Consider the following 25,269-nt stretch of genomic DNA (forward strand, 5'->3'; position numbering starts at 1 on the left):
TCAGCCGTGTCGCTGATTGGCCAGTCCGCGCCGTTGATCGTGATTGCCTTGACGCTTGAATCCTAAACAGAATGGTGTTTGGCTGACGAAACAAGGCGGGCAGAGAAACCGTGACCACGCTTCGCCAAAGAATCACAATGGGAGACTGTCTATGTCGCGTATGAATTCCTTCGCCGCCGGCCTCGGCCTTGCGGCTCTGTTGTCCACGAGCGCTGCCTTTGCCGGCGATCCGGCGAGCTGCAAGGCGGTGCGTCTCTCCGATGTCGGCTGGACCGACATCCAGGCGACCACTGGCGTCGCATCGGTGCTGCTTACCGCGCTCGGCTATGCGCCACAAACGATCCAGCTGTCGGTGCCGGTGACCATGGCGTCGCTGAAGAACAAGGACCTCGATGTGTTCCTCGGCAACTGGATGCCGTCGATGACCAACGACATCAAGGACTACACCGCCGACGGTTCGGTCGAAACGATCAGCACCAACCTGACCGGTGCCGGCTACGGCATCGTCGTGCCGACCTATGTCGCCGATGCCGGCGTAAAGTCGCTGACCGACATCGGCAAGTTCAAGGACAAGTTCAACGGCAAGATCTACGGCATCGAGGCCGGCAATGACGGCAACCGCATCATCCTCGACATGATCAAGAACCCGAAGGACAATCTCGAAGGTTTCGAGCTGGTCGAGTCCTCGGAGGCCGGCATGCTGACGCAAGCCGAGCAGTCGATGAAGAACAATGAGTGGATCGCGTTCCTCGGCTGGACGCCGCATCCGGTGATGGGCGCCATGAAGATCACCTACCTCGACGGCATGGGCGACAGCGGCTTCGGCGCGGCGACCGTCTACACCGTTGCGCGCAAGGGCTACACCACCGAATGCCCGAATGCCGGCAAGTTCATCGCCAACCTGAAGTTCAATCTGGACATGGAAGGCCAGATGATGGACGCGATCCTGAAAGGCGGCGACGCCAACACGGTGGCGGCCGACTGGCTGAAGAAGAATCCGGATGCCATCAAGCCATGGATCGCGGGCGTTACCACGTTCGACGGTGGCGATGCCGCCGCAGCGATCAAGACCGCGCTCGGAAGCTGAGCCGACTGCATTCGGCAAGTCCGAAACAGGAAGGGCAGCCATCTTAGAAAAGGCTGCCCTTTTCCATATCCTGTGACAAGATGACGTTGCGCGAGCCGAGAGCAGGGCGGCTCATGACGAAGAGGGGTAAGATGGATCCGATTTCGCAATTCATGGTCGATCACAAAATCCCGATCGGTGCCTGGGGAAAGGCGTTCTTCGGCTTCCTCACCGACAATTTCGACACCATCTTCAGAGCCTTCTCGAACGGTTTGAATTTCTTGCTCGACGGGCTGGTCGAGCTCCTGCTGATGGTGCCGCCGGTGCTGCTGGCGCTGGTCATCGCCGTCATCGCCTGGCTGCTGCAGCGCTCGCGGCCGCTTGCCATCGGCGTCTTCCTCGGCCTGATCTTCATCATCAACCAGAACCTCTGGAAGCAGACGGTGCAGACACTGGTGCTGGTCGTCGCCGCCGCCGCCATGGCCATGGCCATCGGCGTGCCGCTCGGCATCTGGGCGGCGCACAAGCCAAAGGTCTACCGCGTCATGCTGCCGGTGCTCGATCTGATGCAGACGCTGCCGACCTTTGTCTACCTGATCCCGGTGCTGACCCTGTTCGGTCTCGGCAACGCGCCTGGTCTCATCGTCACCATCATCTTCGTCATCCCGACCGCGGTCCGGCTCACGCATCTCGGCGTCGTCTCGGTACCGAAGTCGATCATCGAGGCCGGCGAGGCGTTCGGCGCGACCAAAAGCCAGCTTCTGTGGAAGGTGGAACTGCCTTCGGCGCTGCCGACGATCATGGCGGGATTGACGCAGTCGATCATGCTGTCGCTGTCGATGGTGGTGTTCGCGGCCCTGATCGGCGCCGGCGGCCTGGGTACCGAAATCAACCGCGCGCTCGGTTCGCGCCGCATCGACCTCGGGCTTGAAGCAGGGCTGGCGATCGTCGTGCTCGCCATCGTGCTCGACCGAATGACCCGCATTGGCGTTGGAGGCAAGAAATGACCGTCGCCGTCGATTTCAAGAACGTCGATATCGTCTTCGGCGCCGACCAGGCCGGTTCGCTGGCGATGATCGACAAGGGCGCCACGCGCGCTGAAATCCTCGAAAAGACCGGCAATGTGCTGGGCTGCGCCGACGCCAGCTTGACGGTGCATGAGGGCGAAATCTCGGTGCTGATGGGCCTGTCGGGCTCCGGCAAGTCGACGCTGCTCAGAGCCGTCAACCGGCTCAACGTGGTGTCGCGCGGCCAGGTTCTGGTCAAGGACGGCGACAAGATTGTCGACGTGGTCACTTGCGACGAGCCGACCTTGCGGCGCTTGCGCCAGAAGCAGGTGGCGATGGTCTTCCAGCAGTTCGGCCTGCTGCCATGGCGCACGGTCGAGGAGAATGTCGGGCTTGGCCTCGAACTTGCCGGCGTGCCGGAAGCCGAACGCAAGGAACGCGTGCACAAGCAGCTCAAGCTGGTCAATCTCGACCAGTGGTCGAAGAAATACGCGCATGAACTGTCGGGCGGCATGCAGCAGCGCGTCGGTCTCGCCCGCGCCTTCGCCACCGAGGCGCCGATCCTGTTGATGGACGAGCCGTTCTCGGCGCTCGATCCGCTGATCCGCACCAAGCTGCAGGACGAATTGCTGCAGCTGCAGGCCGAGCTGAAGAAGACCATCATATTCGTCAGCCATGACCTCGAGGAGGCGCTGAAGATCGGCAGCCACATCACCATCATGGAGGGCGGGCGCATCGTCCAGACCGGGGCGCCGGAGGACATCGTGCTGCGGCCCGCCAACGACTATGTCCGCGACTTCATCGCCAATGTGAACCCGCTCTCGGTGCTCACCGCCTGGAACGTGATGCGCGACCGCCGCGACCTCGAAGAGGGCAAGGACGGCTGGGTGTGGCTCGACCGGCGCAAGACGACACGCTTCAAGATCGACGAGCACGGGCTGGTGGCGGCGGCCGAGCGCGACGGCAAGCCGGCGGTGTGGGTATCTTGCGCCGATGTCGAGGCCCAGTCGGAGGAAGCGGCGCAAGTCTTCTGGGCCACTCCCGGCACGTCGCTGAAAACCGTGATGCTGGCCATGCACCGCTCGCAGACGGCGCCCGTGGCGCTGTTCGACGACCAGTCGCGCTTCGTCGGCGCCATCGGCATCCGCGACGTGCTGAGCGCGGTGTTGCGTCGGTAGGCGCCTCGCAATCTCCCGTTTGACGCAATTCCCGCGTCAGGCCGCCAGTGGCAGGCGCAGCTCCGTCAGCAATCCGCCATCCGGATGATTGGACAGGCGGATCTCGCCGCCGGCGGCGCGCGCGATGTTGCGGGCAATGGTGAGGCCCAGCCCAAGGCCGCCGGTCTGGCGGTTGCGGGACTGTTCGAGGCGCACGAAGGAGCCGAACACGGCATCGATCTGGGCCTGCGGTATACCAGGTCCTTCATCGCGGATGGTGAGCGTGATCGTGCCGTCCGAGCGGTGCAGGCTGAGATGCGCCTTCTTGCCGTAGGTGACGGCATTCTGCACCAGATTGGTGACGCAGCGTCTGAGCGCGACCGGCCGCGCGATGCAGATCAGGCCGCGCGAACGGGTGTCGTCATTGTCGAATGAGACCTCCGGATAAGGGTCGGCGATCGATTCCACGAGCGACCAGAAGTCGATGCGCTCGGTCTTTTCCTCGTTCACCTCGAAGGTGGCGAAGTCGATCACCGAACTGGCGATGCTCTCTACATCGGCAAGATCATGCGCCAGCGCCTCGCGAACCGCCGATTTGCGCAACAATTCCAGCCGCAGCCGCATGCGCGTCATCGGCGTGCGCAGGTCGTGCGCCAGCGCGGCGGCAAGATGCTCGCGGTCCTCGACATATTCGCGCAGCCTGGCCTGCATGGCGTTGATTGCCCTCGCCGCGGCCTTAACCTCGCGGCTGCCGCTCTCGGCGATCGGCGGGCTCTTCAGGTCCTTGCCGATCCTGTTCACGGCGGTTTCCATCATCCGGTAGGGCGCCGTCAGCCGCCGCAGCGACCAGATCGACATGATCACCACCAGCCCGGCGATCAGCGCATAGAGCGGCAGGCTGTCGAAGCTCAGGATCGGGCCAATCGGCGTGATCGGCTCGGTGAAATTCAGCCACTGGCCGTCGGCGAAGCGCAAGGAGGCCGTCAGCTTGTCGCTCTGGGCGAAATCGGCTGCGAGCACCAGAAGGTCGCGCTCCACCTGGCCGATATCGGGGCCGGATGCGGTGCCGCTGGCGTCGTCGGCCTCGCGCGTCGCCGGATCGCGCCGCACGCGCGCGTCGGTGACGCCGAACTTCGACAGCCGGCCAACGAGGATGTCCTCGAGTTCGGCCAGTTCGTCGTCACCGGCGATCGAGGAGGTGACGGCGGGCGTGTCCGAGACGGTAAGGGCGTAGGTCGAGTTGAACAGGCCTGCCGCGGTCGCCTTGCGCTCCTCGGGCGTGGCGCCGCTCATCAGCTGCACCAGCGAGAAGGCGCGGTCGTTGAGGCGATAGAGGTCGACCACGTCGTTGGAGGCGGCGCGGTCGCGCGACACGATATAGAGGGTCGCGACCTGGCTGATCAAAAGGCCGGCAATGACAATCAGCAGCACCCAGGCAGGCAAGGTCTGCGGCAGGAGACGTCTCATTCGGAGGTCGTCTCGGGCAGGAACTGGTAGCCGCCGCTGCGCACCGTGAGGATCAGCTTGGGCGTTTTGGGGTCATCTTCCATCTTGCGCCGCAACCTGCTGACGAGGATGTCGATGCTGCGATCGAAGGAATAGTCGCTGTCGCCACCGGACAGCTCGATGAGCTGGTCGCGGGTCAGCACGCGCTGGGCGCTCTTGACGAAGGTTTGCAGCAGGTTGAATTCGGCCATGGTCAGCTCGACCCTGACATCGTCGGGCGCGGTCAGCCGTCGCCGCGCACAGTCCATCGTCCAGCCGGCGAAACGATAGATCTGCTTGGTCGCGGCGCGTTTCGGCTCGGCGGCACCATTGCGCCGCAGCACGGCGCGGATCCGGGCCAGGAGTTCGCGCGGATCGAAGGGCTTGGGGACATAGTCGTCGGCGCCCATCTCCAGGCCGACCACGCGGTCGGTTGTCTCGGTGACGGCGGTCAGCATGATGATCGGCGTCGTGTACTGGGCGCGCAGGTCGCGGCACAATTCCAGCCCGCTCTTGCCGGGCAGCATCACGTCGAGGACGATGAGGTCCACCTGCGAGCGGCGCAGGATGGTCTCCATCTCGGTGCCGTCGGCGGCAACCGAAGTGTGCAGGCCTCGCTTCTGGAAGAACTCCTGAAGCAGGTCGCGGATGCCCTTGTCGTCGTCGACGATCAGTATGTGTGCGTCGGATTTCACGAGGTACCCTGTCCCGGTTGCCGGCCAAGCCATTCCTGGCAGGTGAGCCACACGATAGAATTCGGGCCATATGTTGGCCAGTGCCTTGGATTTCAAGGGAGAACGAATTCCGCCTTCTCCACATGGAAAGCGGCGGGGTCCTGGCAGACACAATCCAGAAACAAAATTCTACAATCGGGAAAAACTCCTGAAAAGGTAAGGCGGCATAACGGTGCCGTGGCGGTCAGATTACCGGCTGCGACGCAAAGTCTCCGGGTTCACGGAAAAACCGATGCCAAGCTTGTCGATCAGTTTGTTGGGTGCGTTGCTGGGCCTTGGCCTGGTCACTGCCGCTGTTGGACAATCGGATGCAAAGGCGCCGCTCACCCGGAGCGAACGGTGCGCCAATCTCAGCCACCAATTTGATGAAGCCCTCGAAACCCACGCCACGGCAACGCAGGTCACCGCGGCAAAGGCACTTCAGAGAAAGGGCAACCGGTACTGCGCCGCCAAGAAACAGGCACAGGGAATTCGGATGCTCGCCAATGCTTTGAAGCTGCTTGGAGTGGCACCGAACGACCCGGTCCAGTGACACTCAAAATCGACCCGCATAAAAAGGAAATGAAGCCATGAAAAAGTCCATCCTGTCCGCCACCGGTCTCGCCGTTGCCCTGGCTTTCGCGATGCCCGCTCTCGGCAACGCCGCTGCCACCACGACCGCTGCTCCGGCTGCCTCGACCACGACGACCACCACCGCTCCGGCTGCTGACGCCACCGCCAAGCCCCCGGTGAAGAAGGTCGTCAAGAAGGTCAAGCACAAGAAGGCTCCCGCCAAGAAGACCGTGAAGAAGGCCAAGGCCAAGGATGCTCCGAAGGCCTGATCCAGGTCCGACGATTTTCATCAAGGCCGCTCCAGCCGCACCGGCTGGGGCGGCCTTCTGCCAGGTACCCGATCGAGAGGCTGAGCACCGGCGCCCACAGCCTGTAATCTCGATCTGACTTAACCCGTTTTCAACGCCGGCCGTGTAGGACAATCCGCATGAAGAAGCGGCTTTCGTCCATTTTGCGTTCGATGGTGATCGGCGGCCTGGTTGCCACCGGTGTCGCCAGGGCGCTGATTCTGCTCACCGCGAGCCCCGTGCCCGATCCTGCCAGTGGCCGCACCGAACCCTCGCTGTTCGCGCCGATAATTTCCAGCAACTGGGACTACATCACGCCTGTCCAGGCGTGGCTGCTGATCGTGCTTCTTGCCGTGACGCTGGTCTGCGTTGCCGGATGGCCGATCGCGGCCTGGATGGAACGCCGGGCGGACGCCGGAGCAAACCGCCGCGTCTTCGGCCGCCAGGGCCGTTGAACCGCGACCGACAATCTCCCACATGATTGTGAATGACCGGGCCCGCCCGCCGGCGGTCCGCACGCCAATCAAAATGGACGATCGCCGCCGCCCGTGGCAAAATACGCGGTGAAGCCCGATCGCGAAACTGTCGGTTCCGATGCCTGAAACCACCACGAAACCCCGCACCAAGGTCAAGCCGCAGACCGAGCGGCCGAAGCTCTACAAGGTCATCCTCATCAATGATGATTTCACGCCGCGCGAATTCGTGGTGACGGTGCTGAAGGGTGAATTCAAGCTGAGCGAGGACCAGGCGCACCGGATCATGATCACCGCGCACCGGCGCGGCGCCTGTGTGGTCGCGGTCTTCACAAGGGATGTCGCCGAGACCAAGGCGACGCGGGCCACCGATGCCGGCAAGGCCAAGGGCTATCCCTTGCTGTTCACGACGGAACCGGAAGAGTGAGGAGGGGTTCTTCCCTTCTCCCCTTGTGGGAGAAGGTGGCCTCGCGAAGCGAGGTCGGATGAGGGGTGTTCCAGGGAACACCGACGCCTCACTCCGCTGGAACACCCCTCAACCGTCTCGGCGCTGCGCGCCGATCCACCTTCTCCCACAAGGGGAGAAGGAAAACGGCGCCGCGCTACCTTCCCTCGCGGTACCACATCGAACCCATCGCCAGGAGCAGCAGGCCGAGGCCGAGGAAGCCGCCGAACAGGGGCACGCGCGAGACGGCCTTCAGGACGCTGTCATCGGTGGTGCGCAGGCCGATCCAGTCACTGCCGGAGGCATCGCCGGCCGAGCGCACCGGCACGATGGAAGGCAGGGTCACGTCGCCGCCAGTGGCCGCGGACGAGGCCAGCCGGCGCACGCTGCCGCCGGTGGCTTCGGCCGGCGCTTTCAGCCGATCCTCGGTTGAGATGACGTCGGCGAATTCCGGGGCGTTGACCGGCCCGACATGGGCAAGCGCGGTGAGATCGCCATTGGCAACCTGGAACAGGCCGATCTCATTGGTTTGCACGCTGCCAAGGAAGACGCCGGGCTCGGTTTTGTTGAGCTTGACGGTCACGGTCTTGCCGGAGGGCGTGATGATCTGTGCGGGGCCGGGATCGTCGGCCATGGTCTGGCGGCGGATATCAAGCACCATGCCGCGTCCCTCGGCGGTCAACCGCTCTTCCTCGAGTTCGGGTTCCTTCATCAGCCAGTGGGCGATGCGCCGGTAGAGCTGGACATGCGGGCCGCCGCCCTCGAAGCCGCGCGCCCACAGCCAGCCCTGGTCGGACAGAAGCATGCCGACGCGGCCTTCGCCCTTGCGGTCGAGCAGGAGCAGGGGCCGGTTGTCGGCGCCCTTCATCACCACTTCGCCTTGCGGGTTCTGCACGCCGATGGTGCGGAACCAGCGGCTCCAATGCGGCGGCTCGGTGGCCGAACCGTCGAGGCCGCGCGTCACCGGATGACGCTGGCCAAGGTCGGTCAGACGCGGATAGAACGCCTTTTCGACCACCTCGCCGGTCGGCATTGCGGGCAGGGCCGACATCAGCGGGGTGCGCGCGATCGAAGCCTCGCCGGCATATTCGGGGCCGGCGGCGATCAGCAACGCGCCGCCCTTTTCGACATATTCGGAGATGTAGTCGTAATAGAGGATCGGCAGCACGTCGCGGTGCTGGTAGCGGTCGAAGATGATGAGGTCGAAATCCTTGATCTTCTCGACGAACAGCTCGCGGGTCGGGAAGGCGATCAGCGACAATTCGTTGATCGGCGTGCCGTCCTGCTTCTCCGGCGGCCGCAGAATGGTGAAGTGGACGAGATCTACAGAGGCGTCGGATTTCAACAGATTGCGCCAGGTGCGCTCGCCGGCATGCGGCTCGCCGGAAACCAGCAGCACGCGCAAATTCTCGCGGATGCCGTCGACCAGCGCGATGGCGCGGTTGTTGGTGTCGGTGAGTTCGCCCGGCTCGCGGTCGATGGCGAGTTCGATGATGTTGCGGCCGGCGCCCGGAATGGTCACCTGCAGCGGCATGGCCTGGCCGACGGTGGCATGCTCGACCGAGACCTGCTCGCCATTGACCGAAACACGCACATCGACCGGGCCGGCCTCGTTTTCCGCCGAGATGACGCGGTAGGTCATGTCTAGCGGCTTGCCGACAAGGCCGAAGCGCGGCGCGTTCTCGAAGCGGATGCGGCGGTCCTTTTCGTGGTCGTTGCCGGTGATGAGCGCATGCAGCGGGGCGTTGAAGTCGGGCGCGCCCGAAGGCGTGTCATGCACCTCGCCATCGGTGATCATGATGGCGCCGCCGATGCGCGAGGGCGGCACGTCGCGGAAGGCGCCTTCCAGCGCGCCGAACAGCCGCGTTGCGGTGCGCTCCTCGGCGGCATCGGACTTGCCGGCCTCGACGACGCGGACGTCGAACTGCTTGAAGCGGCCAAGACGCTGCTGCAGCCCGGCCAGCGCTTCATCGGTCTGCCTGGTGCGGTCGCCGATGTCCTGGCTCTGGCTGCGGTCGACGATCAGCGCGACGACGCTCTTCAGCGGCTCGCGCTCCTCATTGAGGAACACCGGGTTGAACAGCGCGGCAGCGAGCGCCAGCAGGGCGACGAAGCGCAGGACACCACCGCGCTGGCGAAACCACAGGCCGACGAGCGCAAGCAGCGCCAGCGGCACCAGCACCACAGCGAGCAGCGGCCAGGAGATCAGCGGTTCGAGGGAGATTGACCAGTTCATCCGCTACTGCCCCAATCGTTCGAGCAGTATGGGCACGTGCACCTGGTCGGATTTGTAGTTGCCGGTCAGCATGTACATCATGATGTTGACGCCGGCGCGCAGCGCATAGATGCGCTGCATCGGGTCGGCCGGCACGGTCGGCAGCAGCGGATCGCCATTCTCGTCGACCGCCCATGCGCCGGCGAAATCATTGGCGGTGATCATGATCGGCGAGACGCCGTCGCCGGTGCGTACCGGCCGGTTGTCGGCGTTGCTTGCATCGAGCGATGCCTCGACCCAGAGTGGGCTGCCGGCGAAACGGCCGGGAAATTCGGGCAGGATGAAGAAGGACTTGGTCAGCACGTGGTCCGACGGCACCGGCTCCAGCGGCGGCACGTTGAGGTTGCCGAGGATGTCGCGCAGCCGCTCGGTCGCCGGGCTGGTGGAATCGGCGCCGATGCCGTTGGCGAACTGGTCGCGCGTGTCGAACAATACGGTGCCACCCTGCTGCATATAGGCATCGATGCGGGCGATCGCGGCCTGGCTCGGCATGGGTGCCGCCGGATCGATCGGCCAGTAGATCAGCGGATAGAAGGATAGCTCGTCCTTCGAAATATCGACGCCGGCCGGCGCGCCCGGTTCGAGCGCTGTCTTCTCGATCAGGAAGCGCGTCAGGCCCTCGAGCCCGGCGCGGCTGATCGAATCGACGCCCGGCACGCCAGTCAGCACATAGGCGATGCGGGTCTTGGAGATCGCCGCGATCGCCGCCTCGTCGCCCGGCTTGGCATCGTCGGCGCGGGCGTAATCGGCATTGGCGAACAGTGCGCCAAGGGCCATCAGGACTGCCGCGGCCGTGGCCACGGCACCGGCACGGCGCCGCCGGCGTGAAAACAGGCCGCCCATCCAGAATACCGCCAGCGTGTCGAGCAGCATCAGCACCAGCGCCGCGGCGACCATCGCGCCCTTCAGGTTGCGGGATTCGTCGAAAGCATACTGGATCGTGGTGACCGGAACGGCGACCTGCGGGCGCGCCAGCGGCTCGAACTTGGTTGCGGCATCGAGCAGATTATGGGCGAAGACGCCGGTCTCGGAACCATAGAGGCCCGGCGGGTTCTCGAAGGTCACCGGCAAAGCGCCGGCGCCCGGCACCAGCGGCCGCGCATCCGGCGTCGGCGGCCCCAGCGAGCCGTCGGCCGCGATCATCCGGTAGGGGGCCAGCGAGGTGGCGGCGGCCTCGGCATTGGCGACCGCCGCGCCCTGGTTGCGCGACAGCTGGACGATGCGGCGCAGCATCTCGACGAAGCTGCCCGAGATCGGCAGGTTCGACCATGTCGCCTCGGGCGTGACGTGGAACAGCACCAGCGTGCCCTTGCCTTTCTTCAGCCCGGTGACCAGCGGGGTGCCATCGGCCAGCGCCGCCCAGGTGCGCTCGACGATATCGGGTGTCGGCTCGGCCAGCACCTGCCTGCTCACGGTGACCTCGGTGGGCGGCGCCAGATCGGCGAACGGGCCGGCCTTGGGGAATTCGGTGACCGGCTGCGGCGACGTCCATGACAGGGCGCCGCCGAGCGAACGCTCGCCGATGCGCAGGCGGACCGGCAGCAAATCGTCATCATTGCCGGCGGCGGCCAGCCGCGAGCCGGCGAAACGCACCAGCGTGCCGCCATTGTCGACCCAGTCGACCAGCCTTTGCCGGACCTGTGCGGGAATGGTGCCGATGTCGGCCATGATGATCATCGCCGGCTTCTGGTCGAGGATCTGTGGGATGGCGTCGGCGAGATCGGCGCTGGAGGGTTCGACCAAGTCGGCGAAGGGCTGCAGCGCGCGCCTGATGTAGTAGAGCGGCGACAGAAGCGGCTGCGCCTGGTCTGCCTCGGCCTGTGACAGCAGCCCGACACGGCGGCGCTTGGAGCTTTCGTCGAGCACACGCACCGCGCCCGCCTGGCGCTCGCCGTCGAGCGCGATCGAGGCGAAATCATTGCGCAGCTCGAACGGCACCGCCATGGTGCCGGTGGCGGTGGCTTCGCCGGGCGCGAAGGTCAGCGTCGCATCGGCGATGCGGCGGCCCTTGTCGTCGAAGGCGCCGGCGATGACCTGCGCGGGCGCCGGGTCGCCCGGCGCGCGGATGGCGGTGAGGGCAAAGCCGTCGACCTGGTTGTCGGCGGCGGTCAGGCCGGTCAGGGAAAGCCGGTCGGCGGTTGCCCAGACGATGCGGGCGGCATTTTTCGACAAAAGCGTGTTGAAGGCGGCCTCGTCGCCCTTGGCCGCCAGTCCGTCGGCCAGCACGGCGACGCTGGCGCCGGGCAGGCCCTCCAGAACGCCGGCGACGCGGGCATAGACGGCGGGTCGATCGGTCGGGATTGGCCGCGGCTTGGCGGCGCGCAGCCGGTCGAGCGCGGCGGCGGCATCGAAGGGACCGATCTCCGCATTGGCCTTTTCGGCGGTGAAGGCGATGATGACCGGCACACCGTTCGAGCCGGCGTCGGCGATCAGCCGTTCGGCGGTGGCGACGCGCTTGTTCCAGTCGGCCGCACTTGCCCAGTCATTGTCGATGACCAGCGCAAGGGCAGCCCCCTCGGCCGGCAGCTTTTCGCGCGGGTTGAAGACCGGTTCGGCCAATGCCGCGACGATGAGCGCCGCCATCAGCAGCCTGAGCAGCGTCAGCCACCATGGGCTCTGCTGCGGCGTCTCCTCGCGCTTCAGCACCCGCGCCAGGATTTTCAGCGGCGGGAAGATCTCGCTCTGCGGCTTGGGCGGCGTCAGCCTGAGCAGCCACCATATCACCGGCAATGCCAGCAGGCCCCACAGCACCATGGGAGCGCCAAAGGAGAGCGGCAGCCAACTCATGCGACAGCCACCTTTCCGGCGCGAGCGGAGGTTGGCCCGGAATAACCCCCATCGGCGGTCATCGCCATGTGCAGGCGCACCAGTGCGTCGGACGCCAGCCGATCGGTGTGGTTGACGGTGAAACTCCAGCCGAGCCGTTTGCACCAGCCGGCCAATTCCGCGCGGCGGGCGGTGTAGAGCAGGCGATACTCGTCGCCGAGCATTTCGGCACGACCGGCGGTCAGTTTTTCGCCCGTCTCGGGATCGGTGAACTCGGTACGGCCGGCATAGGGGAAGGTTTCCTCGGCCGGGTCGGCGACCTCGATCAGATGCGCGCGCACGCCGTGGCGGGCGAGCACGTCGAGCCATTCCATCGTCTCTTCGACCGGATCGAGGAAATCGCTGGCGATGACGATGTCGCAGAACCGCCTGATGTCCGACAGATCAGGCTTGGCCGGCAGGTCGCCGGCATGCATCAGCTGGGCGGCGATGCGCTCTGCGCCGTTGCGGGCCGTGAACGGATCGGTCAGTCCCGGCCAGGCGATACGCTCGCCGCTGCGCGACAACAACTCGGCCATGGCCAGCGCCAGCACCAGTGCGCGCGATTGCTTGGAAACGCTGGCGCCGGTTGACTTGTAGAGCATGGATGGCGAGGGATCTGCCCACAGCCACACCGTATGGGCGGCCTCCCATTCGCGGTCGCGCACATAGGTGTGGTCGTCGCGCGCCGAGCGGCGCCAGTCGATGCGCGAAGAGTCGCCTTCGACATAGGGCCGGAACTGCCAGAAATTCTCGCCGATGCCGCGCTTGCGGCGGCCATGCCAGCCGGCGATCACGGTGTTGACGATGCGGCGCGCCTCGACCAGCAGGTCGGGCACAAGCGAAGCCCGCAACCGGCCACGGGCGAGCGCGTCGCGCGTCGCTGCCGGAGCCTGGACCTCGCCGATACGCGTCATCAAATCCCTTTCACAAGTTTCGCCACCACATCGCGCACGCTGGTGCCCTCGGCGCGGGCGGCGAAGGTCAGTGCCATACGATGCTGCAGCACCGGCTCGGCCAGGGCCCGCACATCGTCGATCGAAGGTGCCAGCCGCCCATCGTAGAGCGCTCGGGCGCGCGTGCACAACATCAGTGCCTGGCTGGCGCGTGGGCCGGGGCCCCAGGCGACATGCTTGTCGGTCTCGGCATTGCCCTGGCCCGGACGCGCCGAGCGCACCAGGGTCAGGATCGCCTCGACGACGCTTTCGGGCACCGGCATGCGGCGGATCAGCGTCTGGATCTCCTTCAGCCGTGCCGGCTGCAGCACGTTCTGGGCCTTCGCATCCTCGATGCCGGTGGTTTCCAGGAGGATGCGGCGTTCGGCCTCGATTTCGGGATAGAGGATGTCGACCTGCATCAGGAAGCGGTCGAGCTGGGCTTCGGGCAGCGGATAGGTGCCTTCCTGCTCCAGCGGATTCTGCGTCGCCAGCACGTGGAAGGGCGCCGGCAGATCGTAGCGGGCGCCGGCGATGGTAACGTGATACTCCTGCATGGCCTGAAGCAGCGCCGACTGCGTGCGCGGCGAAGCGCGGTTGATCTCATCGGCCATCAGCAACTGGGCGAAGATCGGCCCGGAGATGAAGCGGAAGGAGCGCTTGCCGGTCTCGTCCTGCTCCATCACCTCGGAGCCGAGAATGTCCGATGGCATCAGGTCGGGCGTGAACTGGATGCGGCGCGAATCGAGGCCGAGCACGACGCCCAGCGTCTCGACCAGCTTGGTCTTGGCAAGGCCCGGCACGCCGACCAGCAGCGCATGGCCGCCGGCCAGCAGCGCCACCAAAGTGCGCTCGACGACATTCTCTTGGCCGAAGATCACCCGGCCGACCCCGTCGCGGATCCTGGAAATGTCAGCCAGCGCCTTCTCGGCCTCAGCGATCATGTCCGTTTCGCTGATCGGGCTTTCCTTGACCATCACGCTCATGTCGTATCGATCCCTTTGGTTGGAAATACCGGCCCGCACCATATCATAGGTTGCCGCGATTCGGCCTCGCGTAGCGCCTATGGTCGAACTTAAATCACAGACTTAGGCTGACAAGCGGAACAACAGTGACTATTTCGTGACGATGACGGAACACGACGAACATCGCCAACAAAGCCTTACGCAGGCGACCGAGGCACGCGGCCTGGAGGCGCTGATCTCGCGCGCGGCGCGGGCCGGCAAGGGCGCGGCCCCCGTCGAGCGCTGGAATCCCGATTTTTGCGGTGATCTCGACATGGAGATCAAGGCCGACGGCACCTGGTTTTACCTGGGAACGCCGATCGGCCGGATGCCGCTGGTGCAGCTTTTCTCCTCGGTGCTGCGCAAGGACGCGGATGGCAGGACCTATCTGGTGACGCCGGTGGAAAAAGTCGGCATCCGCGTCGCCGACGCGCCGTTCATCGCCGTCGAACTGGATGTTTCGGGCAGCGGCGAGGAACAGATCATCACCTTTCGCACCAATGTCGGCGACGTGGTCGAGGCCGGACCGGAGCGGCCGCTGCGCTTCGTCGACGAGAACGAGACCGGCGGCCTGAAGCCCTATGTGCTGGTACGCGGCCGGCTGGAAGCGCTGGTGGCGCGGCCCGTCATGTACGAACTGGTAGGACATGGCGAGGAGATCGAGGTCGGCGGCGAGACCATGTTCGCGGTCCGCTCGAAGGGCGCTGTGTTTCCAATCATGCCGGCTGGCCAACTTAAGCGGCTGAGCGCATGATGGACCAGGTGTCACCGGCGCCGTTTTCATCGGCGGATTTTCGCGCGCGCTTTGCTGCGCAGCCGCAAGCGCATGCCGGCGACGATTATGGCGACCATCGCTTCAATCCAGGCCATCCGCGCCTCAACCAGGGCAAGGCGCTGCGCGACGCGGCGGTGCTGATCCCGGTGGTCGATCATGATGGTGAGGCCACGGTTCTCCTGACCAAACGGGCCGAAAAGCTGCGCAGCCATTCGGGGCAGGTGGCCTTTCCCGGCGGCACCATCGACCCGACCGACGCAAGCCCGGAAGCGGCGGCGCTGCGCGAGACCTTCGAGGAGATCGGGCTTGGCCGGGATCGCATCGAGATCATCGGCCGCATGCCGGACTATGTCGCCGGCAGCGGCTACAGGATCGCGCCGGTGCTCGGCATCGTTCGGCCCGGCTTCCAGCTGACCTTGAACGCCGACGAGGTCGATGCCGCCTTCGAGGTGCCGTTGCACTTCCTGATGGACCCGTTGAACCACAAGCGCGACAGCCGCATGTGGAACGATCTCGAATGGTTCTTCTACGACATGCCCTATGGCGACCGGCGCATCTGGGGCGTCACCGCCGGCATCATCCGTACACTCTATGAAAGGCTTTATGCGTGAGTGTTTCGATCGCGGGCAGGGCCGACTGGCTCACCGAAAAGCATTTGCAGCGCCTGCTTGCCGCCTTGGCCGAAGGCGGCGAAGAGGCGCGTGTCGCCGGTGGCGCGGTGCGCAACACGCTGATGGGCCAATCGGTCGCCGACGTCGACATCGCCACCACCTGTTTGCCCGAGGAAACCATCCGCCGCGCCGGGGCGGAAGGCTTCAAGCCGGTGCCAACCGGCATCGAGCACGGCACGATCACCGTCGTCGCCGGCGGCAAGCCCTATGAAGTCACCACCTTGCGCGCCGATGTCGAGACCGACGGCCGCCGCGCCAAGGTGTCGTTCGGACGCGACTGGAAGCTGGACGCCGAGCGGCGCGACTTCACCATAAACGCGCTCTATGCCGACGCCGACGGCACCGTCGTCGACCTGGTCGGCGGCATCGCCGACATCGAGGCGCGCCAGCTGCGCTTCATCGGCGATCCGGAGGCGCGCATCCGCGAGGATTATCTGCGCATCCTGCGCTTCTTCCGCTTCTTCGCCTGGTATGGCGAGGGCCGGCCGGACGCCGAAGGGCTGAAGGCCTGCGCCCGGCTGAAGGAGGGCTTGGCCCAGCTTTCGGCGGAGCGCGTCTGGTCCGAACTGAAGAAGCTCTTGTCGGCACCTGACCCGTCGCGGGCGCTGCTGTGGATGCGGCAGGCGAGTGTGCTGACCACCGCGCTGCCGGAAAGCGAGAAATGGGGCATCGATGCCATCCATGGGCTGACCAAGGCCGAAAAGGATCTCGGCTGGGCGGCGGATCCGCTGCTGCGGCTGGAGGCGCTTGTGCCGCCGGATGCCGCGCGCATGCAAACGCTTGCCGAGCGGCTCCGGTTTTCGACCGATGAAGCACACCGCCTGCGCTATTGGACACTCACGACCGCCGTCGAGCCGAAGATCACCGAGGGCGAACTGGCCAAACGACTCTATCGCGGCGACCGGAAAGGCTTTGTCGATCGCCTGCGGCTGTCGCTTGCGGCGGCGCGGGTGCGCGCTGTCGAGAACAATGACGCGCTGCTGGAGGCCGGCGGCTTTTCGCGCCTGCTGGCCTTCGCACTCAAATGGGAAAAGCCGGTGTTTCCGCTGAAGGGCGCCGATCTGACGGCGCTCGGCGCGACGCCAGGGCCGAAGCTGGGTGAGATCCTCAAGAACCTCGAGGCGGAATGGATCGACGCCGGATTTGCGCCGGACCGCGGCGCGCTGCTCGAACGCGCCGCGCAAGCCCTGAACGCCAGATAGGGTATTAGAGCACTTCACGGTTTCACGGAAACGGCGAACCGCTCTAACTCCTTGTTTAGACGCAATTCCCAAGGGCAAGCGCTACGCGCTTGTCCCGGGAAAACCGCTCACACTTTTCCTGGAATTGCTCTAGCAGCGATTCCTCAGGGAATGCTTCAAGTCAGGCTGCGTCGCGGACTTTTTCGATGCGCGAGCGGATCGCCTCGATCATCGTTTCGCGGATGACGGTCTCACCATGCGTCTCGCGCATATGCTCGACGGCACGGCGCATCACTTCGGCTTCCTCGTCGGCACGGGTGTGCCAGTCACAGCCGGGAACGAGCGACCCGCAGTGGAATTGCTTCATCGGATTTCTCCTTTTCCTCCATGGAGCCAGTCAAGGCTCCCTTTGGCCCACGGTCGATTACAGATGAGGGCTTCGGACCATGAGCAGGGTAGAAACGATAACACGGAAGGGGCTGTCTGGTTGCATCAAAGCGCCGTGCGCCTTGCGCTTACCTGACATTCACGGCCAGCGTACCTCTGGCGGCAGGCTGGACAGGATCGAGGCGACATTGCCGCCGGTTTTCAGGCCGAAGATGGTTCCGCGGTCGTAAAGCAGGTTGAATTCGACGTAGCGGCCACGGCGGATAAGCTGTTCGTCGCGGTCGCCGTCGGTCCAGTTCTCGTTGAAGTTGGCGCGCACGAGGTGGCCGTAGACGACAAGAAAGGAGCGCCCGACATCCTGGACGAAGTTGAAGTCGGCATTCCAGCCGCCTTTCTCCTCGCCCGAATGCAGCCAGTCGAAGAAGATGCCGCCGGTGCCGCGCGGCTCGTTGCGGTGGGCCAGGAAGAAGTACTCGTCGCACCAGGTCTTGAATTTCGGGTAGTCGGCGACGCCGGCGTTCTTCTCGCAGGCGAACTGCATGGCGCGGTGGAAGGCGACGGTGTCGGGATCGTCCTGGACGCGGCGGCGGTCGAGCACCGGGGTCAGGTCGGCGCCGCCGCCGAACCATTGGCGCGAGGTAACCACCATGCGCGTGTTCATGTGCACGGCCGGCACGTTGGGATTCCAGGGGTGCGCGATCAGCGAAATGCCGGATGCCCAGAAGCGCGGGTCTTCCTCGGCGCCGGGCATCTGCTTCCTGAACTCAGGCGAGAACTCGCCGTAAACGGTCGAGGTGTGCACACCGACCTTCTCGAAGACGCGGCCATGCATCATAGACATTGTGCCGCCGCCGCCCTTACCCTGGTCACGCTCCCAAGGCGTCTTCTCGAAACGGCCAGGGGACCAGGAGGCCAGTGGGCCCTGGAGATCCTGCTCGATCTGCTCGAAGGCGCCGCAAATGCGTTCGCGCAGCGCCTCGAACCACAGGCGGGCCTTCATCTTCTTCTCTTCGATGTCGGCGGGCAGGCCGGCGGGTATTTCGGGTCGTTCCAAGTGCCGTCTCCGATTGCGGGGCGGCGAGTCGACAAAAGACTCGTCTTTTCCGGGCGCGATCCCTAATCTCTTGAGGAACAGGGTCAAGTCCCGCTGCAGGGCCGCGCGTCTATTGGACGCGCAGGGAACGCCGCAGGACTTTGGTTTTGCGCGTGATCCTTGCCGAAACCCGGTTTCGGATCATGCGCTGCGGTGCAAGGAGTTTTTTCGTGCGCACCCCGGCAAGACCGCCGCTGGATGGCTTGAAGAAAAGGCTCGATCAAAGCCGGGCCGAGCGCGCACGCATGCCGCGCGACGGTTTCCTGCGCGAAACCTTCGTCCTGCCGCGCTCCGATGCGCGGCTCAAGGCCAAGGAATGGTTCGAGCGCTTTCCCAAGCAAGCCTACTGGACCGAGATCGAAAGCTGGTTCGAGCGCCCGGGCGACCTCATCGAGTTCACGATAAGGCGGTTGCCGGTGGCGGATTAGGATCCTATCACCAGACGCCTCGCCCCCGTGCCTTGCCTTGCCAGCCGGTCGCCCTTGTTCCGGAGCGGGCATTTGTCGATAGACATGCAGCCGCAGCCGATACAGTCGGTCAGCCCGTCGCGCAGTTTCTTCAACTGAGCGATCTTGTGGTCGAGCCCATCGCGCCAGGCGGTTGAAAGCAGGCTCCAGTCGTCGCGCGTCGGCGTGCGGCCTTCCGGCAGGGATGCCAGTGCCTCGCCGATCTCGGCGAGCGAGATACCGACCTCCTGGGCGATCCGGATGATCGCCACCCGCCGCAGCACGTCGCGGCCGTAGCGCCGCTGGTTGCCCGACGTGCGATGGCTGCGGATCAGCCCGCGCGCCTCATAGAAATGCAGCGCCGACACCGCGACGCCGCTGCGCATGGCCACCTGGCCGACCGTCAATTCCGTTACTGGAGCCATTTCCGACTTTTCCGCTTGACCTCAAGTTAAGTTGAGCTTGTAGCGAAGAAATGCTGATCGGGCAAATGACAGGAGAAGGCGATGTGCGCCTGGGTGAGAATGACCGGAGAAACCACTGTCGTCGGCGACGGCAAGAGCGCTGTCGACGGGCCGCCGATCCTATCCGAGCTGCCGGATGGCTTCGCCCGCCACCATGGCGACCGACAACGCGACGTTTATGCTGCGCGCGGCGCCCTGCATGGGGATGGTCAGCCGCGCGTCCGCCGCCTGATGGACAGGATCCGGCACGCCTGCGGATTCGCGGCCAAACAAGAGGATGTCGCCGTCGGCGAAGGTGAAGCCGGTGTAGGCGGCCGTGGCCTTGGTCGACAAGAGCACCAGCCGGTGCGCGCCGGCCTTGCGCCAATCCTCGAAGGCCTGCCAGTCGACATGGCGGGTCAGGGCAGCCATTTCGAGATAGTCCATGCCGGAGCGCCTGAGCGCCTTATCGGAGAGCGGAAAGCCGGCCGGCTCGATGATGTCGACGCCAAGCCCGAGGCACGCGGCGAAGCGCAGGATTGTCCCGGTATTGCCGGCAATGTCAGGCTGGTAGAGCGCGATGCGGAGACGACCGTTCATTTCCGCGTCCTTCTAATAAGTGGCAGATCGGCCACAGGGACCTCCCGGTTTTGGAAATTGCTGGACCTGCGGGTGGCCATTTTTTGCGAAGTCGGGTATACGGCCAGCATTGTCAACCCGAACCGATGGAGGGGTAATTCATGATGACCATGCACATCCAGCGCCCCTCTCGTGGGCTTACCTGCCTGCCGGCGGTTTCGGTACGACGATTCTCCTGACTCTCTAAGACTTGATCGCACCGATTCCCGCCGAAACACCTTTTCGGCTCTCGAAGGAATCCTGCGATGTTTTTCAAAAAGTCAAAAGGGCTGAACGCCCAATCTGAACATGTCCAGACCGACGCCTGGCGTCGTGTCCGGACCGACGCGACCCACGCCTCCGGCCGAATGCCGGCGGAGGATGTTGCTTCGCCTTTTTATCTCTATTTTCACACGGAGGACGGACCGATGTTCGATCCCTACAGAATACCGGGCTCCAGGAGCCTGCATATCCACCGGCTGCCGACCTGGGCGCTGCTGATCGGCGAAACCTATTCGTCTGCGGTCCATGCCGAAGTCCGCCGCCGCCCGCATCGCGGCATGCTGCCGGATGTCGATTTCTCGCGCGCCGTTCCCGATCCGAGCCGGCCGTCTTTGGTGCGCCGGATCATCCGGCTGATCCGGCCGGGCGCGAAAAACCGGGCTGCCGGCACGGTGTCGGCAGGATCGGCAAACGCGCCTGTCGGCGAAAAGCCCGCGAACCCCTATATAGCGCGAAGCAGGGCCGACGGTCAGGGTGATTCCGGACCGTCGGCCCTCGGCGCCATGCGGGCCGGGGACCTCGTACGTCGCCAAGCCGCATAAGCGGAAAACAGATTTTACAGGCATGACTCATGTTGTTGTTTAGCTGGTTTGAAAGAAGGCTCGATCCGTTCCCCGCAGCGGAACCGGTCGAGCCGCCCAAGACCCTGGTGGCCTTCTGCCTGCATTATACGCGCGGGGCATGGCCCTATATCCTCATCGATGCGGTGCTGGTGACGGCGATCGCCATCGCGGAAGTGTGGATGTTCGGCTTCCTTGGCCGCATCGTCGACTGGCTGTCGGGGCAGAATCGCGAAACCTTCCTGCAGACGGAGGGCTGGAAGCTCGCCGGCATGGCCTTCATCGTGCTGTTCGCGCTGCCCGGCACGGTGTGGCTGCATTCGCTGCTCAACCAGCAGACGCTGATGGGCAACTATCCCATGCGCATCCGCTGGCAGGTGCACCGCTATCTGCTCAAGCAGTCGATGAGCTTCTACCAGGACGAGTTCGCCGGCCGCATCGCCACCAAGCTGATGCAGACGGCGCTCGCCGTGCGCGAATGCGTCATCAAGGTGATCGACGTCCTGAACTACGTCATCGTCTACTTCCTCGGCATGCTGTTCATCGTCGGTTCGGCGGACTGGCGGCTGGCCGCGCCGCTGGGCGTCTGGCTGGTCGGCTACGTACTGTTGCTGCGCTTCTTCATTCCCCGACTGGGCAAGGTCGGCGAGGAGCAGGCCAATGCGCGCTCGATCATGACCGGCCGCGTTGTCGACAGCTACTCCAACATCCAGACGGTCAAGCTGTTTTCCCATGCGCGCCGCGAGGCCACTTTCGCCAGGGAAGGCATGATGGGCTTCCTCGACACGGTCTACCGGTCGATGCGGCTGGTGACGGTGCTTTTCGGCACGCTCTACATATTGAACGCGCTGCTCCTGTTCTCGGTCACCGTCATCTCGCTGTGGCTGTGGATGGGGCAAGTGGTGACGATCGGCGCGGTCGCCGTGGTCATCGGCCTGGTGCTCAGGATGTGGGGCATGTCGCAATGGATCATGTGGGAGATGTCGGGCCTGTTCGAGAACATCGGCACGGTGCATGACGGCATCGCCTCGATCTCGCTGCCGCGCCTTGTCGAGGACAGGCCGGATGCGAAGGAGATCGCCGTCTCCAAGGGCGAGATCCGTTTCGAGGATATCCGCTTCCACTACGGCAAGCAGAAGGGCGTCATCGAAAACCTGTCGCTGGCGGTGAAGTCTGGCGAGAAGGTCGGCATTGTCGGCCGCTCGGGGGCCGGCAAGTCGACGCTGGTCAACCTCTTGTTGCGTTTTTACGACCTGGAGGGCGGCCGGATCCTGATCGACGGCCAGGAGATCGCCGGTGTGAAACAGGATTCGCTGCGGGCCCAGATCGGCATGGTCACGCAGGACACCTCGCTTTTGCATCGTTCGGTGCGCGAGAACATCCTCTATGGCCGCCCCGACGCCACCGAGGAGATGCTCGTCGAGGCGGCGCGGCGGGCCGAGGCTTTGGACTTCATCGGCGGACTTTCGGACCACAACGGCCGCAAGGGGTTTGACGCCTATGTCGGCGACCGCGGCGTCAAATTGTCCGGCGGCCAGCGGCAACGCATCGCCATCGCTCGCGTTATGTTGAAGGATGCACCGATACTTATCCTTGACGAGGCGACGTCGGCGCTGGATTCCGAGGCCGAGGCGGCCATCCAGGAGAATCTCTACAAGCTCATGCAGGGCAAGACCGTCATCGCCATCGCGCATCGGCTTTCGACCATCGCGGCGATGGACAGGCTCGTGGTGATGGATCAGGGTCGTGTCATCGAGGAAGGTTCGCACGACGAACTGGTCGCCAAGGGCGGGCTCTACGCGCAGCTCTGGCAACGCCAGTCGGGCGGGTTCCTGCTCGAGGACATACCGACCGAAGTCGCCAACGACGCAATTGCAAAGGGCCAAGCTGCCGAATGATGACAGCCGTCTATCGCTGGTTCGAGAACTGGGTCTATCCGTTCAGGGAGCCGGCGAATCTTCGGCCACCGGCGAGCGTCGGCGGTTTTCTCTGGCATTATGTCGGCCAAGCGAAATTCGCCTTCTTCGCCATGCTGGTCATAGGCGGCATCGCGCCGCTGGTCGAAGCCGGCCTGTTCTACTTCGTCGGGCGGCTGGTCGATATTCTCGACCAGCTTCCCGGCGAGCGCAGCTGGCATGCGCTGTGGACCGCCGCCGGCCCCGAACTGGTGTTCATGGTCGCGGTTGTGCTGGTCGTCCGCACCATCGTCGTCGGCCTGTCGGCGCTGGTCGACGAGCAGACGATCACGCCCGGCTTCTACAATCTGGTCCGCTGGCAGGCGCATCGCCACGTGTCGCGCCAGTCCTACGCATTCTTCCAGAACGATTTCGCCGGCCGCATCGCCACCAAGGTCTGGCAGGCGGGCCAGGCCACCGGCGACCTGATGGAGAGCTTCATCGAGGTCGTCTGGTTCATGCTCGTCTATACGGTCACGACGCTGGCGCTGGTCGCGGGGCTCGATCTCAGGCTGGCGGCGCTGGTGGTGATCTGGATCGTGGCCTTTGGCTGGCTGGCCAGGCTCTATTTGCCGGCGATCCGCAAACATGCCGAGGCGACCGCCGAGGCGGGCTCGATGATCAACGGCCGCATCGTCGATTCCTATTCCAATGTGCAGACGCTGAAGCTGTTCGCGGCCGATGGCGACGACCGCTATATCAGGAACGGCTTCGACATCTATCTCGACGCGCTGCGGCCTTTCACCCGCAGGCTGACCGGCGTGCGCATGGCGCTGACGACCTTGTCGGGCATCATGATCACGGCGATCGGCTGTTTTGCCGTCTATCTCTGGGTCGAGGGCTCGATCACCGTCGGCGCGGTCGCCTTCACGCTTTCGCTGGTGCTCAGGCTCAACATGCTGCTCGGCCGGCTGATGATGCAGCTCAACAGCATTCTGCGCAATCTCGGCGTGCTGGAGAATTCCAAGGCGCTGATCTCGCAGCCGCTCGGACTCACCGACGCACCCGATGCGAAGGAGCTCGTCGTCGCCGGCGGGCGCATCGACGTGAAGAATGTCGAGTTCCATTACGGCAAGGGGTTCGGTGTGCTGAACGGCATCGACCTTGTCGTGCGGCCGGGCGAGAAGGTCGGGCTGGTCGGGCCGTCGGGTGCGGGCAAAACGACACTCGCCAATCTGATCCTGCGGCTCTACGAGCTGGAAAGCGGCTCCATCGCCATCGATGGCCAGAATGTTTCCCGGGTGACGCAGAACTCGTTGCGCGCCAATATCGGCGTCGTCAGCCAGGACACCGCCCTGTTCCACCGCTCGCTGCGCGACAACATCAAGCTCGGCATGCCCGACGCGACCGATGCCGAGGTGATCGCGGCGGCGAAGAAGGCCGAGGCGCATGATTTCATCCTGGGCCTGCGGGACAACAGGGATCGCGCCGGCTACGAGGCCTTTGTCGGTGAGCGCGGCGTGAAACTGTCGGGCGGCCAGCGCCAGCGCGTGGCGATCGCGCGTGTCTTCCTCAAGGACGCGCCGATCCTGATCCTCGACGAGGCGACCTCGGCGCTCGATTCCGACATCGAGGCGGCGATCCAGGAGAACCTCACCCGGCTGATGGAGAACAAGACGGTCATCGCCATCGCCCACCGGCTGTCGACGATCGCCGCGCTCGACCGCCTCGTCGTGCTGGATGGCGGCCGCATCGTCGAACAAGGCACGCATGACGAACTGGTGGCGCTCGACGGGCTCTATGCGCGGCTGTGGAAGCGGCAGTCCGGCGGCTTCCTCTATCACGAGGAAAGCGTGCTCGAAGAGACGCGGCCGGCGGAGTAGGCGCATGGGTGGATCGCTCAGGGCCAGCCCAGGGATCGGTTATGAGCTCAAGCGGCTCCGGCCGACCACGCCGGCCTTCGACAGGCTGAAGGACGAGAGCCGGCTGGAGGGCTACTGGATGCTGGTGCGCCTGGCGGATGGCTGGTCAAGTGGCCGTAACAAGTTCCTGAAGCGAGGCGAGGCGCTTTACGGGGCATGGCATGGCCGCGACCTCGCCGGTGTCTGCGGGCTGAACATCGATCCTTATGTCGAGGGCAGGAGCCATGGCCGGGTCCGGCACCTGTTCGTCGGCGCGCCTCACCGTCGCGCCGGCCTTGGCCGCATGCTGGTCGAGACCGTCATCGATCGGGCACGCCGCTATTTCACCGTGTTGAACACCCGCGCGCCGCGGGAAGCCTTCATTTTTTATGAACGGCTTGGCTTTGAGCGCGTGGAAGGCGAAGAATTCGTCACCCATCGCATGGTGTTCGGAAAGGGGAACTGAAATGTCCTTGCGTCCGCCATCTCATCTTGCCGGCGCCTCGGCCGCTGAAGCGGCCTTCGATGCGCTTGGCCATGAGGTCCTGGCCGAGAAGGCGGCCGCGCTCGGCCGTGCCGGACAGCGCGTGGAAGAAACCCTGGCCAGGCTGCGCGACAATGGCGACGAGCAGTCGCGCCCCCTTCTGCTCAAGGAGGCGGCCGCCGCGGTGCATGGCTATTTCATCCAGCGAGAACTGTGCGGCCTGCGAAGGCACGACGCCGTGATCCGCGAATACGACATCCCCAAAGCCGTCCTGGTCAGGCTTGGCGCCATGTAGGGGACTTTTTGTC

At 64.8% G+C, this 25,269-nt stretch carries 26 protein-coding genes; 16 read left to right on the top strand and 10 right to left on the bottom strand.

Features of this window, described 5'->3' with window-relative positions; all coding sequences use genetic code 11:
- Window positions 1–151 precede the first annotated feature (151 nt).
- The 3 genes from EB815_RS11290 to choV all read left to right on the top strand — a co-directional run bounded on the left by EB815_RS11290 (window position 152) and on the right by choV (window position 3,251).
- Complete coding sequence (locus tag EB815_RS11290; RefSeq protein WP_056578047.1) at window positions 152–1,087, top strand: choline ABC transporter substrate-binding protein; 936 nt, start codon at window positions 152–154, stop codon at window positions 1,085–1,087.
- A 131-nt stretch (window positions 1,088–1,218) separates the two neighbouring features.
- On the top strand, window positions 1,219–2,073 hold the full coding sequence (gene choW, locus EB815_RS11295) for a choline ABC transporter permease subunit (RefSeq protein ID WP_056578045.1): 855 nt from the start codon (window positions 1,219–1,221) through the stop codon (window positions 2,071–2,073).
- Window positions 2,070–3,251 (top strand): choline ABC transporter ATP-binding protein, encoded by a 1,182-nt coding sequence (gene choV, locus EB815_RS11300; protein ID WP_056578043.1) that lies wholly within the window; start codon window positions 2,070–2,072, stop codon window positions 3,249–3,251. Before choW ends, choV begins: the two co-directional genes overlap by 4 nt.
- 36 nt (window positions 3,252–3,287) lie before the next feature.
- Here choV and EB815_RS11305 read toward each other — a convergent pair whose 3' ends face one another.
- Complete coding sequence (locus EB815_RS11305; RefSeq protein ID WP_056578041.1) at window positions 3,288–4,697, bottom strand: ATP-binding protein; 1,410 nt, start codon at window positions 4,695–4,697, stop codon at window positions 3,288–3,290.
- The gene (locus EB815_RS11310; RefSeq protein WP_056578039.1) at window positions 4,694–5,410 is read right to left on the bottom strand and encodes a response regulator; all 717 of its coding nucleotides are present in this window, start codon (window positions 5,408–5,410) and stop codon (window positions 4,694–4,696) included. The genes EB815_RS11305 and EB815_RS11310 overlap by 4 nt, the downstream gene beginning before the upstream one ends.
- 271 nt (window positions 5,411–5,681) lie before the next feature.
- Here EB815_RS11310 and EB815_RS11315 point away from each other — a divergent pair, with 271 nt between their 5' ends.
- The 4 genes from EB815_RS11315 to clpS all read left to right on the top strand — a co-directional run bounded on the left by EB815_RS11315 (window position 5,682) and on the right by clpS (window position 7,188).
- Entirely contained in the window at window positions 5,682–5,981 is a 300-nt protein-coding gene (locus EB815_RS11315; protein ID WP_056578037.1) for a hypothetical protein, read from the top strand.
- 37 nt (window positions 5,982–6,018) lie between these two features.
- Entirely contained in the window at window positions 6,019–6,270 is a 252-nt protein-coding gene (locus EB815_RS11320) for a hypothetical protein (protein WP_056578035.1), read from the top strand.
- 158 nt (window positions 6,271–6,428) lie between these two features.
- Window positions 6,429–6,743: a hypothetical protein gene (locus EB815_RS11325; RefSeq protein WP_056578033.1), complete on the top strand. Its 315-nt coding sequence runs from the start codon at window positions 6,429–6,431 to the stop codon at window positions 6,741–6,743.
- 139 nt (window positions 6,744–6,882) lie between these two features.
- The gene (gene clpS / locus EB815_RS11330; RefSeq protein WP_056578031.1) at window positions 6,883–7,188 is read left to right on the top strand and encodes an ATP-dependent Clp protease adapter ClpS; all 306 of its coding nucleotides are present in this window, start codon (window positions 6,883–6,885) and stop codon (window positions 7,186–7,188) included.
- Between the two features lie 175 nt (window positions 7,189–7,363).
- Here the strand turns inward: clpS and EB815_RS11335 are convergent, their stop codons facing one another.
- Genes EB815_RS11335 through EB815_RS11350 form a run of 4 tightly spaced genes read right to left on the bottom strand, consistent with a single transcriptional unit; the run spans window position 7,364 to window position 14,207 of the window.
- Window positions 7,364–9,442: a hypothetical protein gene (locus tag EB815_RS11335; protein WP_056578029.1), complete on the bottom strand. Its 2,079-nt coding sequence runs from the start codon at window positions 9,440–9,442 to the stop codon at window positions 7,364–7,366.
- A gap of 3 nt (window positions 9,443–9,445) precedes the next feature.
- Entirely contained in the window at window positions 9,446–12,268 is a 2,823-nt protein-coding gene (locus EB815_RS11340; protein ID WP_056578027.1) for a DUF4159 domain-containing protein, read from the bottom strand.
- Entirely contained in the window at window positions 12,265–13,203 is a 939-nt protein-coding gene (locus EB815_RS11345) for a DUF58 domain-containing protein (protein ID WP_056578025.1), read from the bottom strand. The genes EB815_RS11340 and EB815_RS11345 overlap by 4 nt, the downstream gene beginning before the upstream one ends.
- On the bottom strand, window positions 13,203–14,207 hold the full coding sequence (locus EB815_RS11350) for an AAA family ATPase (RefSeq protein WP_056578023.1): 1,005 nt from the start codon (window positions 14,205–14,207) through the stop codon (window positions 13,203–13,205). Before EB815_RS11350 ends, EB815_RS11345 begins: the two co-directional genes overlap by 1 nt.
- Before the next feature lie 142 nt (window positions 14,208–14,349).
- On the opposite strand from EB815_RS11350, the gene EB815_RS11355 reads away from it, so the two are divergent.
- Genes EB815_RS11355 through EB815_RS11365 form a run of 3 tightly spaced genes read left to right on the top strand, consistent with a single transcriptional unit; the run spans window position 14,350 to window position 16,873 of the window.
- The gene (locus tag EB815_RS11355) at window positions 14,350–14,979 is read left to right on the top strand and encodes a DUF1285 domain-containing protein (protein ID WP_056578021.1); all 630 of its coding nucleotides are present in this window, start codon (window positions 14,350–14,352) and stop codon (window positions 14,977–14,979) included.
- Window positions 14,979–15,611, top strand: coding sequence for a CoA pyrophosphatase (locus tag EB815_RS11360; RefSeq protein WP_056578361.1), 633 nt, complete (start codon window positions 14,979–14,981; stop codon window positions 15,609–15,611). Before EB815_RS11355 ends, EB815_RS11360 begins: the two co-directional genes overlap by 1 nt.
- Window positions 15,608–16,873 carry a CCA tRNA nucleotidyltransferase gene (locus EB815_RS11365; protein WP_056578019.1) on the top strand — a complete coding sequence of 422 codons (1,266 nt, stop codon included), beginning with the start codon at window positions 15,608–15,610 and terminating at the stop codon, window positions 16,871–16,873. The genes EB815_RS11360 and EB815_RS11365 overlap by 4 nt, the downstream gene beginning before the upstream one ends.
- A 160-nt stretch (window positions 16,874–17,033) precedes the next feature.
- Here EB815_RS11365 and EB815_RS11370 read toward each other — a convergent pair whose 3' ends face one another.
- Window positions 17,034–17,219: a DUF1059 domain-containing protein gene (locus tag EB815_RS11370; protein ID WP_056578017.1), complete on the bottom strand. Its 186-nt coding sequence runs from the start codon at window positions 17,217–17,219 to the stop codon at window positions 17,034–17,036.
- 159 nt (window positions 17,220–17,378) lie between these two features.
- Window positions 17,379–18,293 carry an oxygen-dependent coproporphyrinogen oxidase gene (gene hemF / locus EB815_RS11375; protein ID WP_056578015.1) on the bottom strand — a complete coding sequence of 305 codons (915 nt, stop codon included), beginning with the start codon at window positions 18,291–18,293 and terminating at the stop codon, window positions 17,379–17,381.
- Window positions 18,294–18,502: 209 nt separating this feature from the next.
- Between hemF and EB815_RS11380 the strand changes: the two genes are divergently transcribed.
- Window positions 18,503–18,760 (top strand): hypothetical protein, encoded by a 258-nt coding sequence (locus EB815_RS11380; protein ID WP_027030665.1) that lies wholly within the window; start codon window positions 18,503–18,505, stop codon window positions 18,758–18,760.
- Here EB815_RS11380 and soxR read toward each other — a convergent pair.
- Both soxR and EB815_RS11390 read right to left on the bottom strand, forming a co-directional pair.
- On the bottom strand, window positions 18,757–19,203 hold the full coding sequence (gene soxR / locus EB815_RS11385) for a redox-sensitive transcriptional activator SoxR (RefSeq protein ID WP_056578013.1): 447 nt from the start codon (window positions 19,201–19,203) through the stop codon (window positions 18,757–18,759). The two genes, EB815_RS11380 and soxR, sit on opposite strands and share 4 nt — an antisense overlap.
- Before the next feature lie 159 nt (window positions 19,204–19,362).
- Window positions 19,363–19,821, bottom strand: a complete 459-nt coding sequence (locus tag EB815_RS11390) for a tRNA (cytidine(34)-2'-O)-methyltransferase (protein ID WP_056578010.1) — start codon at window positions 19,819–19,821, stop codon at window positions 19,363–19,365.
- Window positions 19,822–20,267: 446 nt separating this feature from the next.
- Here EB815_RS11390 and EB815_RS11395 point away from each other — a divergent pair, with 446 nt between their 5' ends.
- From EB815_RS11395 to EB815_RS11415, 5 genes are read left to right on the top strand one after another with little or no spacing between them, the layout of a single operon-like run.
- Entirely contained in the window at window positions 20,268–20,663 is a 396-nt protein-coding gene (locus EB815_RS11395; RefSeq protein ID WP_081294812.1) for a hypothetical protein, read from the top strand.
- Between the two features lie 29 nt (window positions 20,664–20,692).
- Window positions 20,693–22,579, top strand: a complete 1,887-nt coding sequence (locus tag EB815_RS11400) for an ABC transporter ATP-binding protein (protein ID WP_056578006.1) — start codon at window positions 20,693–20,695, stop codon at window positions 22,577–22,579.
- Complete coding sequence (locus EB815_RS11405) at window positions 22,576–24,459, top strand: ABC transporter ATP-binding protein (protein ID WP_056578004.1); 1,884 nt, start codon at window positions 22,576–22,578, stop codon at window positions 24,457–24,459. Before EB815_RS11400 ends, EB815_RS11405 begins: the two co-directional genes overlap by 4 nt.
- A gap of 4 nt (window positions 24,460–24,463) precedes the next feature.
- Complete coding sequence (locus EB815_RS11410; protein ID WP_056578002.1) at window positions 24,464–24,943, top strand: GNAT family N-acetyltransferase; 480 nt, start codon at window positions 24,464–24,466, stop codon at window positions 24,941–24,943.
- 1 nt (window position 24,944) lies between these two features.
- Window positions 24,945–25,256 carry a DUF6665 family protein gene (locus tag EB815_RS11415; protein WP_056578000.1) on the top strand — a complete coding sequence of 104 codons (312 nt, stop codon included), beginning with the start codon at window positions 24,945–24,947 and terminating at the stop codon, window positions 25,254–25,256.
- Window positions 25,257–25,269 lie beyond the last annotated feature (13 nt).

It is taken from the genome of Mesorhizobium loti, from assembly GCF_013170705.1.
Taxonomy (GTDB): Bacteria; Pseudomonadota; Alphaproteobacteria; order Rhizobiales; family Rhizobiaceae; genus Mesorhizobium; species Mesorhizobium loti_D.